This is a genomic window from Salinifilum ghardaiensis (assembly GCF_054491345.1).
In genome coordinates this window covers 3,216,012-3,232,089 of the sequence record NZ_CM137101.1, presented here as the reverse complement: position 1 = coordinate 3,232,089, position 16,078 = coordinate 3,216,012, and the positions used below count along the sequence as shown (strand labels likewise).

Sequence of the window (16,078 nt, the reverse complement as noted above, 5' to 3'; positions counted from 1 at the left end):
CATCGCTCCGGTCGTGCAGCGGCGGGTTGGTGGACAACGGTGCTCGCTCCAGTTGTGTCGTGGTCCGACATCGTGTCACGATATCGGCGTTCGATGGGAGAGTGAAGCGTTCCGCGCCGCTGCACGATGATGCCGGCACTGCGCCGTTCCGCTCCGCGGCGGCGCCGATATCGTGCGGGGATATGGATTTGGTGCGGGAGTTCCTGCGGGGGGCGGTGCCGGTGCACGTGCTGCACCACGCGGCCGAGCACGAGATCTACGGGGCGTGGATGGCCGAGGAGCTGGCGCACCACGGGTACCCGATCTCGCCCGGCACGCTGTACCCCCTGCTGCACCGGATGGAAACCGCCGGTTTCCTCGCCTCGGCGTCCCGGCTCGTCGAGGGGCGCGTCCGCCGCGTCTACGTCATCACCGAGACGGGCCGGGAGGCGTTGCAGCAGCTGCGCGCGGTGGTCGCCGAGATGGCCGGCGAAGTCCTCCACCCCGGCGAAGGAGAAGTTGCGGAGTGAGTGATACCGACCACCGCCACGGCGGCGCAGTGCCGAGCGGCCTCGCGCGCCGCCTCGGCACCGGGGACGCGGTGATCATCGGGCTGTCGTCCATGATCGGTGCCGGAGTGTTCGCCGCGTTCGCACCGGCGGCCGCGGCGGCCGGCACGGGGCTGCTCATCGGCCTCGCCGTGGCCGGGGTCGTGGCCTACTGCAACGCCAGCAGTTCGGCCGCGCTCGCCGCGCAGTACCCCCGGTCCGGCGGGACCTACGTCTACGGCCGCGAACGCCTCGGCCACTGGTGGGGCTTCACCGCCGGCTGGGGCTTCGTCATCGGCAAGACGGCCTCCTGCGCGGCCATGGCTCTGACCTTCGCCAGCTACCTCACCAGCGAGCACGCCGAACCGCTCGCCGCAGCAGCCGTGATCGCGCTCACCGCGGTCAACTACTTCGGCGTCACCAAGACCGCCCGGCTGGCGCGGATCCTGCTGGCCCTCACCCTCGCCGCGCTGGCCGTCGTGGCGATCGGCATCTTCGCGGGCGGGCAGGTCGACACCGCCCACCTCGGCTCGCTCGAGTCGTGGACCGGCGGCGGGGTCCTCGGCGTGCTGCAGGCCGCGGGCCTGCTGTTCTTCGCCTTCGCCGGGTACGCGCGCATCGCGACGATGGGCGAGGAAGTGCGCGATCCCCGGCGCACCATCCCCCGCGCCATCCCGCTGGCGCTCGTCGTCGCCCTCGCCCTCTACGCCGTCCTCGGGGTCGGTGCGCTGCTGTCGGTGGGCCCGGAGCCGCTGGCCGCCTCCACCGCACCGCTGGTCGACGCCGTGCGCGCGGGCGACCTCGCCGGGCTGGCGCCGGCGGCCAGCGCGGGTGCGGCCGTGGCCAGCCTCGGCGCGCTGCTCGCGTTGATCACCGGCATCGGGCGCACCACGCTGGCCATGGCCCGCCACCGCGACCTGCCCGGTTGGCTCTCCGCGGTCCACCCGCGCCACCACGTGCCGCACCGCGCCGAGCTCCTCCTCGGTGCGGTCGTGTGCGTGCTGGTGCTGACCCTGGACCTGCGGGGAGCGATCGGTTTCTCCTCGTTCGGCGTGCTCGTCTACTACGCGATCGCCAACGCCTCCGCCTTCACCCTCCCGCCGCACCAGCGGCACGTCCCCCGGTGGCTGACCGTCCTCGGCCTGCTCGGCTGCCTCGTGCTCGCCGTCTCCCTGCCCGCGAGCTCGATCATCGCCGGGGTCGTCGTGCTCGCCGCCGGGATCGGAGGGCGCGCACTCCTCCGCGGCGTTTCCCGGCGCCGGGGCGGGGCCCTCGCGGACGGATGAGCGGGGAACCGCCCGGGGTAGCGGTCCGCGCGGGCCGGGGGCGTGCGCGGGTCGCGAGGCGTGCTGGAGCTGCCCCGTTCGCCCCGCCGCTTCAGGCGCACCGGTGCCGTCCGGCGGGGACGAGCGCGGGTTCGGGTCGGTTCCGCGCTCGCCGGCGGGACCTGCCCGCCGGCGTCACCCCGCTCGTGCGGCCGCGCGATCGCCGCTCTCCGCCGAGTCCGCCTCGTCGGCGCGAACGCGGTCCTCGGGTTCCCGGGTGAACTCCAGGAAACGCGAGAGCTCCCCCGCGCGGGTCAGGTGGAGCTCGTGCATGGCCCGGGTGCACGCGATGTAGAGCATGCACCGGTCCATCTCGTCGGCGTAGTTCTCCGCGTCCACCTGCGGGACGATCACGGCGTCGAACTCCAACCCCTTGGCGATGTGCGCCGAGGTGATGACGATGCCGCCGGCGAACGCCGTGCTGTCGTAGTCGAGGAAGGTCAGCTCGACACCGGCCGCGGCCAGGGCGTGGTGGAGCTCCCGCGCCTGCGCGACGGTCTTGCAGACGATGCCGAGCGAGCGGTGCTCGCCGTTGTTGTGCTGCTCGATCAGGTCCAGGATCCGCCCACGTTCGCTGCGCTGGTCCGCGCAGGCGGTGACCTGGGGCGGCCGCCCGTGGCGCTCGAGCGGGACGAGCTTGTCGTTGCGGGAGATGCCCTGGACGAAATCCATGATCTCGGTCGTGGAGCGGTAGCTCTTGCACAGCTCCAGGCAGTCGGCCTCCGGGAAGATGCCGCGGATCGTCGCCGCGGACGAGGAGCTGAACGGGTTCACCGACTGGTTGGAGTCGCCCAAGATCGTCATCGTGCAGGAGAAGAGCTCGCGCAGCACGGCGTACTGCACGGGCGTGTAGTCCTGCATCTCGTCGACGAGGAGGTGGCGGATGTGGCCGTAGTGCTCCTGCCGGGACGTCTTGATCATGGTGTAGATGAGCGGGAACACGTCGGCGTGCTCGATCTTCTTCCGCCCGAGCGGCCGGAACATGCCGCGGCGGGCGGGGTCGGAGTAGAACGCCTTGTACAGCGCGAAGGCGTCCTTGTGCGGGAACATGGCGCGGACCTGCCGGCGGACGCCGGAGGTGTCGCTCGCGGTCCACTTGTGCCCCCGGTCCCGGACTTGCTGCTTGAGCAGGTGGACGGCGCGGTTGGCCAGGTGGTCGAGCCGCGTGAAGAGCGGGAGGTTCCGCGCCTCGGCGAAGGTCTCCGCGGCCCACTCGGCCGAGAGGCGGTGGTACTTCTGCTTGATCTCCCCGGGGGTGAACTCCTCGTCGGCGCGCGCGGTGATCCACGCGTCGAGCTCGGTGACGAACTCGGGGGTGGCCTTGTAGCGCATGCGCTCGGCCGCCGCGTCGTCGACGCGGTCGATCAGCTTGACCACCTGCTCGCTGAACTTCTCGTAGTCGGTGACCTTCGCGAGGAACGCGTCGGCGATCCTGTTGAAATCGGTCTCCGCGATCTGGTCCTCGCCCAGGTCGGGGAGCACGTCGGCGATGTAGTCGCCGAAGACCTTGTTGGGGGAGAGGATCATGACGTTGTCGGAGGAGAGGGTGTCCTTGAAGCGGTAGAGCAGGAAGGCCACCCGGTGCAGGGCGATCGACGTCTTCCCGGAGCCCGCCACGCCCTGCAGGATCAGCACCTGCGCCGTGTCGTTGCGGATCACGGCGTTCTGCTCGCGCTGGATGGTCGCCACGATGTTCTTCATCCTGTCGTCGGCGGACTGGCCCAGCTCCCGCTGCAGGACGTCGTCGCTGATGTTCAGCGCGCTGTCGAACATGTACTCCAGGTGCCCGCCCTGGATCTTGTACTGGCGCTTGCTCGTGATCTCGCCGCTGACGGTGCCCTCGGGGGTTGCGAAGTGCGCCTGACCCGTCTCGAAGTCGTAGAAGAGGCTGGAGACCGGAGCCCGCCAGTCGTGGATCAGGATCTGCTGGGTCGCGGAGTCGGAGAAGTTGTGCACCCCGATGTAGTGCGCCTGCGCCTCCGCGTCACCGCTCGTGCGGAAGTCCACGCGCCCGAAGTAGGGGGACTGCAGGAGCCGCTCGACGCGCTTGCGCCGCACGTCCGCGTGCTCGGCCGAGCGGATGGACAGGTCCACCTCGTGGCGGAAGTGGGCCTTCTCGGCGAAGTCCATGTCGCGCAGGTTTTCCCACAGGTGCTGCTTGCGCTCCTCGATGGAGCGGGCGGACTCGTCGAGGTACCCGGTCAGCTGCTCCAGCTCCGCTTCGAGCCGGCGCACCATCTCGGCCAGGTGCTGGCGCTCGTGCTCTTCGTCTCGTGTCTGCGCGTCCGTCAATGCCGTCTCCGGGTGGATGCTTCGCGGGACCAGTTCGGCGCGGGGCGCGGGCTCACGCGTCGACCGGAATGCGGGGGAGGTGCTCCCACAGGTCGCGCACGTCGGTGTAGGACTCGTCCGGCAGCTCCTGCAGCGCTGCGACGAGCTCGGGGCGCGCTCCGGTGTCCTCGGCGCTGGTGAGGATCTCGGACTTGGTCACGGGCGGCGCGGTGAACGCGCCCTCGATGGCGTCGAGGATCTCGAGTCGGGTCACCGGGGAGTAGGTCTGCTCGTGTTCCACGCCCCGAACAATACCTTTACGTCAGTGTAGGGTCTGCGGGGTGTGCGGCACGCCTCGGCGAGCGGCGTCGACGCGGGCAGCGGCGGGCGTTCGGCGCACCGGCTGGCCGGTGGAGCCGATGAGCGGTGGTGCCGATGAGCGGTGGCCAGGAAGGAAGCGATGACCAGCGAGCACGTGCAGATCGGTGAGGTGGCTGAGCGCACGAACCTGTCGCTGCGCACGATCCGCTACTACGAGGAGGTGGATCTGGTCGTGCCCAGTGCGCGGAGTCAGGGCGGTTTCCGGCTGTATTCCGAATCCGACATCGCCCGGCTGGAACTGATCAAGCAGATGAAGCCGCTGCGCCTGCAGCTCGACGAGATGCGCGAACTGCTGGCGATCCTCGAGAGCGCCGACGGGAACGCTCCGGCGCAGCAGCACCGGTTGCAGGAGTTCCAGGACAGGGCCGAGCAGCAGTGCAGGAACCTGCGCGAACAGCTGCGGATCGCCGAGGAGTTCGCTGCGGCGCTGCGCGACCGCTCGGCGGCTTCCTGATCACGTGCACCTCCGCGGCGCGCCCGGACGTGCGACCCGCGAGGCGACCGGACGTGCGCCGGGGCCGCCGTGCGGCGTTCGTCACGAGGTCTCGTGGAGCTTTCCCGCCTGCCCCCCGCGCGCCACGGCCCGGTACAGGAGGAGGAAGCCCGGGATCTGCGCGAGGTGGGACAACGAGGTGGTGTCGAGTCCGGACGCGGCGGTCGCGGAGTCGGGGAGGGCGAACACGATCCCCGCGAGCCCGTTGGCGCCGATCGCGACGATCATGGACCGCGCCATGGGGTGGCGTTGGTGGGCGGCGTGGATCCACAGCGCGAGGATGCTCGCCATCGTCAGGCTCTCGGCCACGAGCAGCACCGCGAGGTCGGCCTCGCCCGCTGCGATGGCGACCGCGTACGCGAGCAGCCCCGCGGTGCGCACCCCGAGGACGATCCTGGTTCCCCGCCGGCCGAGGACCTGCCGGGACGAGGCCGCGAGCAGGTACGACAGCGCGATGACGATGAGGACGCCGACGGCGGTCCAGCTCGCTTCCGCGTGGAACAGCCCGTGGTGCAGGGCACCGGCGAGGGCGCTCGCTCCCGCGAACCAGAACGTCAGGTGCCAGGCGCGGTCCAGCGCGGGCACGCGCAGCAGCAACCCGGCGCAGGCCAGGATCGTGCTGCCCAGGAGCAGGTCGGTGATGGCAGGCGCCGGGTCCATGCGCGCGGTCCTTCCCGGGCCGACCGCGGCAACGGGCCTCGGCCGACCCGTTCGTCGCCGAACGTTCGGATCACTGGGACGGGGGCATGCGTGCCGCGAGGACGTCGGCGAGCTCGCTGATTTCGGTCGCGTCCTCCAGCCGGTCGATCCACTCGGCGGGCAGTGCGTGCACGCCGGTGCGTCCCGCGCTCAACGCCGCGGCCATCGACGCGGTCGTGTCCGTGTCGCCGCCGGCGAGGACGGCGTAGCGGATCGCCTCGGCGGGGTGGTCGGGGTGCTGCAGGAACGCCAGCAGGGCCAGGGGCACCGACGTGCGGGCGCGGGCGTCGTTGCCGAGGTGTTCGGCGGCCGCGGCCGGTGCGGCGTCGTCGAGCAAGCTGCCGACGGTGTCCAGCTGCGCCCGCCAGTCGGCGTGCTCGATCGCGCGGGCGAGGTGCGCGAGGAAGGTGTGCCTGTCGAGCGGCTTGCGGGGGTCGCTGTTCAGCGCCAGCAGCGCCGCGCACGCCTGCAGCGCGGCGCCGTGCTGCCCTTCGGGGTGGGCGTGGGTCACCCCGGCGCTGCGGCGGGCGAGTTCGGCGGCGTGCGCGGGGCTGGCGGCGACCAGGGCGATGGGGGCCGCGCGCATGGCCGCGCCGTTGCCGTAGGAGCCCTGCCCGGCGAAGCTGGCCGCGGCGGCCTCCTGCCACGGCACACCGGTGAGGATGCGCTCGAAGGTCTCGCGGACGCCCGGGCCGTAGCCGCGCCCGGGTTCCCGCTGGTATTCGCGGGCCATTTCGGTGGCCAGCACGTCCTCGTCGACCGGGAGCAGGCCGCGGCGCTCGGTGAGGTGCCGTGCCAGCACCAGCGTCAACGCGGTGTCGTCGGTGTAGTGCAGCTGCGTCGTGCCCCGCTCGTGCTGGGCGAGGTGCTCAGCATCGACGCTGAGCTGTCCTTCGAACGCGGCCCCCAGGGCATCGCCGACGGCGACGCCGAGCAGGAGCCCGCGCGCCTTGGCGGCGTTCTGGGAGGGTGCCTCCGGTGTCATCATGCTCTGCTCTCCTGTCTGCGTGCCGGTGCTCGTTCGAGGTCGCACAGCGATGCAGCGGACGATCACGGCCGCGCTCGCGGCGCGGGAAGCCGACGCGGCAGTTCCGAGGTCGGCGGACGGGGTGCAGCGCGGTCGTCGGCGACCGCGCCTGGTGCCGCGACATCGCGTCCCCGGCGTGCGGTGCCCGCGATGCCGTCAGCATCGAACGGCAGGCCGACGCGGGATCGCTGCCTGCTTCGAAAACTACCCTAACGTAAGTGTTATTTTCGTGCGGGCACCCGGATCGTCCGAGCGGGGCGAGCGCACCGGCTGGTACCGGTGCCGCCACGTCGGGTGTACCCCGCACGTCACCGGTCGGACGCGTGAAAGCTGGCGAAGGAGCGAGGGGAGTTCTCATGAGCGCGGCGGAGGCCGATCCGGCGCGGGAGGCGGCGCGGCGCCGGACGTTCGCCGTGATCAGCCACCCGGACGCGGGCAAGTCGACGCTGACCGAGGCGCTGGCGCTGCACGCGCGGGTGATCTCCGAGGCCGGCGCGGTGCACGGCAAGGCCGGGCGGCGCGGTGTGGTCTCCGACTGGCTGGACATGGAGCGCACCCGGGGGATTTCGATCACCTCGGCGGCGTTGCAGTTCGACTACGGCGGCAGCGTGATCAACCTGCTGGACACCCCCGGCCACGCCGACTTCTCCGAGGACACCTACCGCGTGCTGGCGGCGGTGGACTCGGCGGTGATGCTGCTGGACGCGGCCAAGGGGCTGGAGCCGCAGACGCTGAAGCTGTTCGACGTGTGCCGACACCGCGGCATCCCGGTGATCACGTTCATCAACAAGTGGGACCGGCCCGGCCGCGAGGCGCTGGAGCTGTGCGACGAGCTGCGCGCGAAGATCGGGCTGCGGCCGATGCCGCTGACCTGGCCCGTCGGCATCGCCGGGGAGTTCCGCGGTGTGCTGGACCGGCAGAGCGGCGAGTTCATCGGTTACGAGCGCCAGGCGGCCGGTGCCCACCTCGCTGCGGAACGCCGGTTGGACCCGGAGCGGGCAGCGGTCGAGGTCGGCGCGGAGTGGCAGCAGGCGGTCGAGGAGGCGGAGCTGCTCTCGGCCGACGGCGGCGATCTGGACGCCGCCGCGTTCCACGAGGCCTCGGCGACACCGGTGCTGTTCGGCTCGGCCGTGCGCAACTTCGGCGTGGGGCAGCTGCTGGACCTGCTGGTGCGGCTGGCGCCCGCCCCGGGGCCGCGGGAGGACGCCCGCGGCGGTGTCCGGCGCGTGGAGGAGCCGTTCTCGGCGTTCGTGTTCAAGGTGCAGACCGGCATGGACCCGGCGCACCGCGACCGCGTGGCCTTCGCCCGCGTGTGCTCCGGGGAGTTCCGCCGCGGCATGACCGCCACGCACGCGGCCACCGGCAGACCGTTCGCCACGAAGTACGCCCAGCAGGTCTTCGGGCAGCAGCGCGACACCGTGGAGACGGCCTACCCCGGCGACGTCGTCGGCCTGGTCAACGCCTCCGCCCTGGGCGTGGGCGACACGCTCCACAGCGGCAAGCCGGCGGTGGAGTTCCCCGGCATCCCGAGCTTCACGCCGGAGCACTTCGCCGTGGCCCGCGCGACCGACCCCGGCCGTTCGAAGCAGTTCCGCCGCGGTATCGAGCAGCTGGCCCAGGAGGGCGTGGTGCAGGTGCTGCACTCCGAGGAGCGGGGGCAGGGCGCACCGGTGCTGGCCGCGGTCGGCCCGATGCAGTTCGACGTGGCCACCCAGCGGATGGAGGGCGAGTTCCGCGCGCCGGTCAAACTGGAACGGCTGCCCTACCACGTGGTGCGCCTCCTCGGCGACCCGCAGCAGCGGCCGCAGCTGCAGACCCGCAACAGCGAAGTCCTCCAGCGCCGGGACGGCTCGCTCCTGGCCGTGTTCACCGAACACATCGCGCTGCGCTCGCTGCTGCGGCTGCGCCCCGAACTGGACCTGCAGCACGTCCTCGGCACCGCGGAGTAGCTCCTACCGCGCACCGCCCTCCCGCGGGTGCGGCCGGTACCGGTCAGCGGTGCGGGTCCACCCGGGCGAGGACGGCCTTGCTGTCCACACCGGACGGAAGAGTTCCGAACGCCGCGCCCCGGTCGCCGTCCAAGCGGGACGCGCAGAACGCGTCGGCGACCGCCGGATCGCCGTGCTGGTGCAGCAGCGATCCCTGCAGCACCAGCGCCATCAGCTCCACGACGCGCCGAGCCCGGTACTGCGCGTCGGCGAGATCGCCGATTTCCCGGTGCAGCCGCGAAATCGCCCGGTCCAGCCGCGCGTCGGCGCCCGCGGCGCGCTCGACCTCGGCGAAGAACGCGTCCACGGAGTCCGGTTGCTTCCCCATGGCGCGCAGGCAGTCCAGCGCCGCGACGTTGCCGGAACCTTCCCAGATCGACGCCAGGGGCGACTCCCGGTACAGGCGCGGCATGCCGGACTCCTCGACGTAGCCGTTCCCGCCCAGGCACTCCAGGGCCTCCGCCGCGTGGGCGGGGCCGCGCTTGCACACCCAGTACTTCGTCACCGCCAGCCCGACGCGCCGGAAGTGCTCCTCCCCGGTGTCACCGGCGGTGGCGCGGTCGACGGCGCCGGCCAGGCGCATCGCCGCCACCGTCGCCGCTTCCGACTCGATCGCGAGATCGGCCAGCACGTTGACCATCAACGGCTGGTCGAGCAGCCGATCGCCGAAGGCCCGGCGGTGCGCGGCGTGGTGCACCGCCCGCACGGCGCCCAGGCGCATGCCCGCGGCGGAGCCGAGGACGCAGTCCAGGCGGGTCATGTTGACCATCCGGATGATCGTGGCCACCCCGCGACCCTCCTCGCCGACCAGCCAGCCGCGGGCCTGGTCGTACTCGACCTCCGCGGACGCGTTGGACCGGTTGCCGAGCTTCTCCTTCAACCGCTGCAGGTGGATCGGGTTGCGTCCGCCGTCCGGGAGCACGCGCGGGAGCAGGAAGCACGAGAGCCCGCCCGGCGCCTGGGCCAGCGTGAGGAAGACGTCCGACATCGGCGCCGACGTGAACCACTTGTGCCCGGTGAGCGCGTAGCTGCCGTCGCCGGCGGGAACGGCCGCGGTCGTGTTGGCGCGGACGTCGGAGCCGCCCTGCTTCTCCGTCATCGACATCCCGGCGATCAGCCCGCTCTTGCCGGACGGTTCGCGCAGCCCGAAGTCGTACACCGGCGAGGCGAGCAGCGGCTCGTACACCTCGGCCAGCGCGGGCGTGGCGCGCAGCGCCGGCACGGCCGCGTACGTCATCGAGATCGGGCAGATGTGGCCGGGATCGGTCTGGCCCCAGACGTACATCTTCGCGGCCCTGGCCACGTGCGCACCCGTGCCCCCCTGCTGCCACGGGGCGGCGTGCACGCCGCGCGACACCGCCGCGGACATGAGGTCGTGCCAGTGCGGGTGGAACTCGACCTCGTCGACGCGGTGGCCGAACCGGTCGTGCGTGTGCAGCGCGGGCGGGTTCTGCTCGACCAGCCGCGCCCACTCCTGCACCCGCGCGCTGCCCGCCAGCTCGCCGAGTTCGCGCAGCTCGGGCTCGGCCCACCCGGCGCCCTCGCGCCGCAGCCCCTCCAGCAGCGCCGCATCGGCGGCGACGTCGTAGTCCTGCAACGGCGGGGCTTGATTCGCGACCTCATGCGTCGTCGGCATCGGGAACTCCCAGGGCTCGCAGCGTGAAGGTGACCAGTGCGGGAACAGCGTCCGGGCCGCCGGCGCCCCCGGACAGCGGGCCGACCAGCGCCTCGGCGCCGGCGCCGACCAGTGCCGACGCGGTGATCTGCGGATCCTGCCGGGGCAGTTCGCCGCGGGCCACGCCTTCGGCGATGTGCTCGGCGAACACGTCCCGGAACGCCCGGCGGAACACCAGGCGCTCGGCGTCCACGGCCGGATCGACCGGCTCGGCCAGCAGCGCGTACGCCAGCCGCGGCGCCTTCATCGCCCGGCGCGCGAACGTCTCCACGACCGCGACGATCCGCTCGGCGGGATCACCCGGCCGCCGCGCCGCCTCCGACACCGCTGCCACCTCGCGGGAGACCACGGTCCGGAACAGCTCGGCGGCCAACTCGGCCTTGCTGGGGAAGTGGCGGTACACGCTGCCCGTGGCGATCCCGGCCCGCGCCGCGACCGCGGCCATCGAGCAGCCCGCGTACCCCCGCTCGGCCAGCAGCGACACGGCCGCGTCGAGCACGGCCGCGCGCTGCGCGTCCATCCGGGCCTGCACGGCCGGGGTGCGCCGGTACGGCATGCGCGGAGTGAAGCACCGGTTCACCGCTTCGCGCAATCCCGGGGCGCTCCTGCGGCCGGCGATCCCCTCTGCGACGGGATGGTGGGCACGGCCTGCTGCTCCGGGGCGCGGCGCTCCCGCGGATGCTGCTGGGCGGCCTGTGCCGGGCTCTCCCGGCGCAGGCCTGCTAGAAGCTCGGCGGGGTGAGGGTCCAGAGGCTGACGGCCTCCTCCTCGCCCGCGTTCTCGTAGCGGTGCGGGCGGGTGGACTCGAAGCTCACGGCATCGCCCGCGTGCAGGTCGTAGCAGGTCTCGTCGACCCAGTAGCGGAGCTGCCCGCTGATCATGAAGCCGACTTCCTCACCGGCGTGGGTGTGGGCGACCGGGCCGGAGGACGCCCCGGGGGCGACCTTCATGATCAGCATCTCCAACCGGCCGGTCGGGTTGGGGTTGAGCAGTTCGTAGCGGATCGCGGCGTTGCCGGTGCTGACGATCTCGACCCGGTCGTCCGGTCGCACCAGCGTTCGGGGGGCTCCCTCGACGGTGCGGAACAGCTGGACCAGGGAAACGCCGATGGCGTCGAGGACGGTGCGCAGCGTGCCGATGGTGGGGCTGTTGACGTTGCGCTCGACGTTGCTGAGGTAGCTGCGGGAGAGCCCCGTCCGCTCGGCGAGCTGTTCCAGCGTCAGCCCGCGCTCGCGGCGCGCGTCGCGGATGTGCCGTCCCAGCTCCTCCTCGGTCGAGCTGGCCGCCTGCTCGGGTGCCCCGGGCGCACTGCTGTTCACGGTTCCCCCTTCGGTCGGCGCGCTGCGTGCAGCTTAGTGGACGCGTGCTCCTCGAAATGCGCGGAGAGGTCCCTCCGGACGCACCTGAGCGTCGACTATTCTTGACCGAGCGTCGTTCATGCTGGATTCTGGGTCCAGGTCAGTGGATGCCCGGCGGTCCCGAGCCCACCGCCGGTGCCCCGTGCGAGGGAGTCGGTGTGCAGGACGAGCGCGAGCAGTACTTGATCCGCTACGCGGGGGACTTCGCCCCCTTCGTCGTGGACACCGCCGAAGGTGCGTGGATCACGACGACCGACGGGGAGAGGATCCTCGACTTCACCTCCGGTCAGATCAGCTCCACCCTCGGCCACAACCACCCGAGGGTCGTCGAGGCCGTCCAGCGGTCGCTGCAGGAGGTCATCCACCTCAACTCGTGGATGGTCAACGAGGACGTGCTCGAACTGGCGCGCCGCCTGGCGGAGCTCCTGCCGGAGCCGCTGGTGCGGTCCATGCTGCTGAACGTCGGATCGGAGACGAACGAAGTCGCCTTCCGGCTGGCCAAGGCCTGCACGGGCAAGTTCGAGATGGTGGGACTGACCCGCAGTTTCCACGGACTGCTCGCCGGGACGAGCTCGATGACCTTCGCGATGGGGCACAAGGGCTACGGGCCGCTCGTGCCCGGAAGCTTCGCGATCCCGGCTCCGTACGAGTACCGCTGCCCGATCCGGCACTGCCGGAACGCCTGCGACAAGCTGTGCCTCGACGTCGGTTTCGAGACCGTGGACCAGGCCTCCGTCGGTTCCCTGGCGGGGATGGTGGTGGAACCCGTGCTGTCCACCGGCGGGATCATCCCCCTGCCGGAGGGCTACCTGCAGGCCGCCGAGCAGAAGTGCGCGGAGCGGGGCATGCTGCTCATCGTCGACGAAGCGCAGACGGGGTTCGGCCGGACCGGCACGATGTTCTCCTTCGAGCAGGACGGCGTGACGCCCGACGTCCTCACCGTTTCCAAGACCCTGGGCGGCGGAGTCCCCCTGGGCGCGACGGTCACCAGCGCCGAGATCGAGGAGTCCGCCGTGGCCGGCGGTTTCACGCACCTCACCACGCACGTCTCCGATCCGCTGCCCGCAGCTGCCGGCGTGGCCGTGCTGGACGTCCTCGAGGAGGAGGACCTCGTCGGCCGGGCCGCGCGGATGGGCGAGCACCTCCGCGCGCGGCTGCGCGAACTGCAGGAGAAGCACGAGGAGATCGGCGACGTGCGCGGCCGGGGACTGCTCGTGGGGGTGGAACTCGTGACCGACCGGGACACCAAGGAACCCGCCGGCGAGCTGGGGGCCGCGGTCACGGCCGAGTGCCTGCGGCTCGGGCTGTCGATGAACATCGTCAAGGGCGAGGGACCGCAGAAGAACTGCCTGCGCATGGCACCGCCGCTGTCGATCACCGCTGAGGAGGTCGACGTGGCGGTCGGCCTCCTCGACCGGGCCGTCACCACCTGCAAGCGGGACGTGCCCCGCCGCTCCTGAGGCGCACCGGCACCTCGCCCCGAGCTCCGCGCGACCGGGACCGCCGGCGGTGGTCCCTGGGTGCCTCCACGAGGGGAAAGGTCCGTGCGCGATCGCGAGTTCTCCGCGAGCCGCCGCGGCTGCGGTGGACCTGTTGTGAATCCGGGCCGTGCGGGTACCCCCGGAGCATGGCGAGGGACGACGAGCTGGCCGCGTACCGGTCCAAGCGCGATCTCGACGCCTCCGGTGAGCCGTCGGGAGGAGCACCGGGGGAGGAGGCGAAGTTCGTGGTGCAGCGCCACGAGGCCTCGAGCGTGCACTTCGACTTCCGGCTGGAGGTCGAGGGCGTGCTCAAGTCGTGGGCGGTCCCGAAAGGACCGTCGGTGGACCCGGAGCAGAAGCGACTGGCGAGCCCGACCGAGGACCACCCGCTCGACTACGCCGAGTTCGAGGGCGCCATCCCCGAGGGCTCGTACGGCGCGGGCACGGTGATCGTGTGGGACGCGGGCACCTACCGCAACCTGAGCTCGCACGGCGGGGAGGCGGTCGACATGACCGAGGCGTTGCGCGGGGGCCACGTGAAGGTGTGGCTGGACGGGCAGAAGCTGCGCGGCGGTTTCGCGCTGACGCGAACGCGCGTGCGGGGGCGCGACCAGTGGTTGCTGGTGAAGGTGAACGACGAGCACGCGGACCGGCGGCGCAACCCGGCGCGCACCCAGCCGAAATCGGTGCTGACCGGGCGCCGCAACGCCGACATCGGCGAGGACGGGCATGCGTGATCCGCTGAGGTTGCTGAACGAGCGGGAGAGCGCGCTCCTGCGCTCCTGGAGCGCTGGGGACTGGGCGCAGCCCACGCTGGCCACGTTGGCCCGCGAGCCGTTCTCCGACCCCGGCTGGGTGTTCGAGCGGAAGCTCGACGGGGCCCGGGTGCTGGCCAGCCGCGGTGACGGCGACCCCGTCCTGTGGTCCCGCAACCGCAAGCACGTCACCACCGCGTATCCCGAAGTCGCCGACGCGCTGGCCGAGCAGGAGGCCGGCCGCTTCCTCGCCGACGGCGAAGTCGTCGCGTTCGAGGGCAACCAGACCAGCTTCGCGCGGTTGCAGCACCGCGTGCACCTGACCGATCCGGACGAGGCGCGCCGGACGGGCATCGCGGTCTACTACTACCTGTTCGACCTGCTCGCCTACGAGGGCGCGGATCTCAGGCGTTTGCCGCTGCGGACCCGCAAGCGCCTGCTGCGGGAGTGCTTCGCGTTCGAGGACCCGCTCCGGTTCAGCCCGCAGTGGCAGGAGAAGGGCGAGGAGTACTACCGGAAGGCGTGCCAGCGGGGCTGGGAGGGCCTGATCGCCAAGCGCGGCGACGCGCCGTACCGCCGCGGCCGCACGCGGGACTGGCTGAAGCTCAAGTGCGTCGCCGACCAGGAGTTCGTCGTCGGCGGCTTCACCGACCCGCGGGGTCAGCGCCCCGGTCTGGGAGCGCTGCTGGTGGGCTACTTCGACCAGCAGCGGTTGCGCTACGCCGGCAAGGTCGGCACGGGGTACGACGAGCGCACGCTGCACGATCTCCGCGCGCGGCTCGACCGCATGACGCGCGACTCCTCGCCGTTCACCGAGGAGGTGCGCGAACGCGGTGCGCACTGGGTCTCGCCGGAGGTGGTCGCGCAGGTCGGGTTCACCGAGTGGACTCCCGACGGCAAGCTGCGCCACCCCCGGTTCCAGGGACTGCGCACCGACAAACCAGCCCGAGACGTCGTCCGCGAAGGGTAGGCAGCAGTGGTGAGCGCGAAGAACGAGACGTTGGAAGTGGAAGGGCGGCAGTTCGAGCTGTCGAACAGCGACAAGCTGCTGTACCCCGACGACGGCTGCAGCAAGCGCGACGTCGTCGAGTACTTCCGCGGCGTCGCGCCGACGATGGTGCCGCACCTGCGCGGGAGGCCGCTGACGCTGCGCCGGTTCCCGGACGGGATCGGTGCGAAGGGCTTCTTCCAGAAGGAGGCCTCCGCGCACTTCCCGGAGTGGATGCGCGTGGAACCCGTTCCGCAGGCCAGCGGCGGCGCCCCCGTGCACCACGTGGTCTGCGACGACGCCGCGAGCCTGGTGTACCTGGCGACGCAGGCGTGCCTGGAGTTCCACGTCTTCCTGTCCACGATGGACGACCTGGACGCGCCTGTGGTGGCCGTGGTCGACCTCGATCCTCCCGCTGACGCGGGCCTGCCCGAGCTGCGGTCGATCACGACGGGGATGTGCGACCGGTTCCGGGACGCGGGACTGGCCCCGCACGTGCAGGCGACGGGCGGGAAGGGCTTCCACGTCACCGCACCGCTGACCGGCGAGGCCTCGTTCGACGAGGTCCGCGAGCAGATCCGGGAGATGGCGGACGCGGCGGCGCGCGAAGACCCGGAGCGGCTGACCACGAAGCACCGCAAGGACGAGCGCGGTGATCGGGTCTTCCTGGACACCAACCGCAACGCCTACGGGCAGACCGTGATCGCGCCGTACTCGCTGCGCGCCCGGCCCGGTGCGCCGGCGGCGACCCCGCTGGACCTCGCGGAGGTGCCCGGGGCCACGCCGAACGGGTACGGCCTGCGCAACGTGCACCGGAGGCTCGCGCAGAAGCGCGATCCGTGGGCGCGCCTGTCGGGCAGCGCCGCGACACCGCACGTCTCCGGCTAGACGCGGCGAAGCCGCGGACGCGCCTCCGCTGAAGTCATGCGTGCTGCGACGCCGAACGTGCTCGGAGCGCTCGACGACGTGCAGAACGAGGCGAACCACGCGCGCTCGGACTGGTTCTGCCTGGGTCGGACGGCCTTCCGCGGCGGGCGGCGGCTGCTGCTCGTCGCTCATGAGCGGACCGTGTGAACGGGCGGGGCGGCGGGTAATGGATCAGACTGGGAA

The 16,078-nt window shown here is 72.0% G+C and carries 16 protein-coding genes; 9 read left to right on the top strand and 7 right to left on the bottom strand.

What is annotated here, in order from left to right; translation table 11 throughout:
- Positions 1–182 precede the first annotated feature (182 nt).
- Positions 183–509: a PadR family transcriptional regulator gene (locus ACVGV0_RS14655; protein WP_459156240.1), complete on the top strand. Its 327-nt coding sequence runs from the start codon at positions 183–185 to the stop codon at positions 507–509.
- A 92-nt stretch (positions 510–601) separates the two neighbouring features.
- Positions 602–1,813: an APC family permease gene (locus tag ACVGV0_RS14650; RefSeq protein ID WP_459160018.1), complete on the top strand. Its 1,212-nt coding sequence runs from the start codon at positions 602–604 to the stop codon at positions 1,811–1,813.
- A gap of 174 nt (positions 1,814–1,987) precedes the next feature.
- Here the strand turns inward: ACVGV0_RS14650 and ACVGV0_RS14645 are convergent, their stop codons facing one another.
- Both ACVGV0_RS14645 and ACVGV0_RS14640 read right to left on the bottom strand, forming a co-directional pair.
- Positions 1,988–4,144: a HelD family protein gene (locus tag ACVGV0_RS14645; protein WP_459156239.1), complete on the bottom strand. Its 2,157-nt coding sequence runs from the start codon at positions 4,142–4,144 to the stop codon at positions 1,988–1,990.
- Between the two features lie 52 nt (positions 4,145–4,196).
- On the bottom strand, positions 4,197–4,424 hold the full coding sequence (locus ACVGV0_RS14640; protein WP_459156238.1) for a DUF2795 domain-containing protein: 228 nt from the start codon (positions 4,422–4,424) through the stop codon (positions 4,197–4,199).
- A gap of 159 nt (positions 4,425–4,583) precedes the next feature.
- Here ACVGV0_RS14640 and ACVGV0_RS14635 point away from each other — a divergent pair, with 159 nt between their 5' ends.
- Positions 4,584–4,958 carry a MerR family transcriptional regulator gene (locus tag ACVGV0_RS14635; RefSeq protein WP_459156237.1) on the top strand — a complete coding sequence of 125 codons (375 nt, stop codon included), beginning with the start codon at positions 4,584–4,586 and terminating at the stop codon, positions 4,956–4,958.
- A gap of 81 nt (positions 4,959–5,039) precedes the next feature.
- On the opposite strand, the gene ACVGV0_RS14630 is transcribed toward ACVGV0_RS14635, so the two are convergent.
- Together ACVGV0_RS14630 and ACVGV0_RS14625 are read right to left on the bottom strand one after the other, a co-directional pair.
- Complete coding sequence (locus ACVGV0_RS14630) at positions 5,040–5,657, bottom strand: DUF6962 family protein (RefSeq protein ID WP_459156236.1); 618 nt, start codon at positions 5,655–5,657, stop codon at positions 5,040–5,042.
- Positions 5,658–5,727: 70 nt separating this feature from the next.
- A complete protein-coding gene (locus tag ACVGV0_RS14625) occupies positions 5,728–6,684 on the bottom strand; it encodes an ADP-ribosylglycohydrolase family protein (protein ID WP_459156235.1) in 957 nt (318 codons plus the stop codon).
- 395 nt (positions 6,685–7,079) lie between these two features.
- On the opposite strand from ACVGV0_RS14625, the gene ACVGV0_RS14620 reads away from it, so the two are divergent.
- The gene (locus tag ACVGV0_RS14620; protein WP_459156234.1) at positions 7,080–8,672 is read left to right on the top strand and encodes a peptide chain release factor 3; all 1,593 of its coding nucleotides are present in this window, start codon (positions 7,080–7,082) and stop codon (positions 8,670–8,672) included.
- Positions 8,673–8,715: 43 nt separating this feature from the next.
- Here ACVGV0_RS14620 and ACVGV0_RS14615 read toward each other — a convergent pair whose 3' ends face one another.
- The 3 genes from ACVGV0_RS14615 to ACVGV0_RS14605 all read right to left on the bottom strand — a co-directional run bounded on the left by ACVGV0_RS14615 (position 8,716) and on the right by ACVGV0_RS14605 (position 11,705).
- The gene (locus tag ACVGV0_RS14615; RefSeq protein ID WP_459156233.1) at positions 8,716–10,347 is read right to left on the bottom strand and encodes an acyl-CoA dehydrogenase family protein; all 1,632 of its coding nucleotides are present in this window, start codon (positions 10,345–10,347) and stop codon (positions 8,716–8,718) included.
- On the bottom strand, positions 10,331–10,942 hold the full coding sequence (locus ACVGV0_RS14610; protein ID WP_459156232.1) for a TetR family transcriptional regulator: 612 nt from the start codon (positions 10,940–10,942) through the stop codon (positions 10,331–10,333). The genes ACVGV0_RS14615 and ACVGV0_RS14610 overlap by 17 nt, the downstream gene beginning before the upstream one ends.
- Positions 10,943–11,108: 166 nt before the next feature.
- Entirely contained in the window at positions 11,109–11,705 is a 597-nt protein-coding gene (locus ACVGV0_RS14605) for a cupin domain-containing protein (protein ID WP_459156231.1), read from the bottom strand.
- 197 nt (positions 11,706–11,902) lie between these two features.
- On the opposite strand from ACVGV0_RS14605, the gene ACVGV0_RS14600 reads away from it, so the two are divergent.
- The 5 genes from ACVGV0_RS14600 (at position 11,903) to ACVGV0_RS14580 (ending at position 16,042) form a co-directional block, all read left to right on the top strand.
- Entirely contained in the window at positions 11,903–13,204 is a 1,302-nt protein-coding gene (locus ACVGV0_RS14600; protein WP_459156230.1) for an aspartate aminotransferase family protein, read from the top strand.
- A gap of 167 nt (positions 13,205–13,371) precedes the next feature.
- The gene (locus ACVGV0_RS14595) at positions 13,372–13,962 is read left to right on the top strand and encodes a DNA polymerase ligase N-terminal domain-containing protein (protein ID WP_459156229.1); all 591 of its coding nucleotides are present in this window, start codon (positions 13,372–13,374) and stop codon (positions 13,960–13,962) included.
- Positions 13,955–14,950, top strand: coding sequence for a non-homologous end-joining DNA ligase (gene ligD, locus ACVGV0_RS14590; protein ID WP_459156228.1), 996 nt, complete (start codon positions 13,955–13,957; stop codon positions 14,948–14,950). The genes ACVGV0_RS14595 and ligD (ACVGV0_RS14590) overlap by 8 nt, the downstream gene beginning before the upstream one ends.
- A gap of 9 nt (positions 14,951–14,959) precedes the next feature.
- Positions 14,960–15,856, top strand: a complete 897-nt coding sequence (ligD, locus tag ACVGV0_RS14585; RefSeq protein WP_459156227.1) for a non-homologous end-joining DNA ligase — start codon at positions 14,960–14,962, stop codon at positions 15,854–15,856.
- Positions 15,857–15,892: 36 nt separating this feature from the next.
- Positions 15,893–16,042: a hypothetical protein gene (locus ACVGV0_RS14580; protein ID WP_459156226.1), complete on the top strand. Its 150-nt coding sequence runs from the start codon at positions 15,893–15,895 to the stop codon at positions 16,040–16,042.
- Positions 16,043–16,078 lie beyond the last annotated feature (36 nt).

Bases quoted from the DNA above. Each gene is read 5' to 3' on its own strand.
- ACVGV0_RS14650 (WP_459160018.1), top strand. From the start codon at position 602: ATGATCGGTGCCGGAGTGTTCGCCGCGTTCGCACCGGCGGCCGCGGCG.
- ACVGV0_RS14635 (WP_459156237.1), top strand. From the start codon at position 4,584: ATGACCAGCGAGCACGTGCAGATCGGTGAGGTGGCTGAGCGCACGAAC.
- ACVGV0_RS14610 (WP_459156232.1), bottom strand. From the start codon at position 10,942: ATGCCGTACCGGCGCACCCCGGCCGTGCAGGCCCGGATGGACGCGCAG.
- ACVGV0_RS14630 (WP_459156236.1), bottom strand. From the start codon at position 5,657: ATGGACCCGGCGCCTGCCATCACCGACCTGCTCCTGGGCAGCACGATC.
- ligD (WP_459156228.1), top strand. From the start codon at position 13,955: ATGCGTGATCCGCTGAGGTTGCTGAACGAGCGGGAGAGCGCGCTCCTG.
- ACVGV0_RS14595 (WP_459156229.1), top strand. From the start codon at position 13,372: ATGGCGAGGGACGACGAGCTGGCCGCGTACCGGTCCAAGCGCGATCTC.
- ACVGV0_RS14580 (WP_459156226.1), top strand. From the start codon at position 15,893: ATGCGTGCTGCGACGCCGAACGTGCTCGGAGCGCTCGACGACGTGCAG.
- ACVGV0_RS14615 (WP_459156233.1), bottom strand. From the start codon at position 10,347: ATGCCGACGACGCATGAGGTCGCGAATCAAGCCCCGCCGTTGCAGGAC.
- ACVGV0_RS14620 (WP_459156234.1), top strand. From the start codon at position 7,080: ATGAGCGCGGCGGAGGCCGATCCGGCGCGGGAGGCGGCGCGGCGCCGG.
- ACVGV0_RS14625 (WP_459156235.1), bottom strand. From the start codon at position 6,684: ATGATGACACCGGAGGCACCCTCCCAGAACGCCGCCAAGGCGCGCGGG.
- ACVGV0_RS14655 (WP_459156240.1), top strand. From the start codon at position 183: ATGGATTTGGTGCGGGAGTTCCTGCGGGGGGCGGTGCCGGTGCACGTG.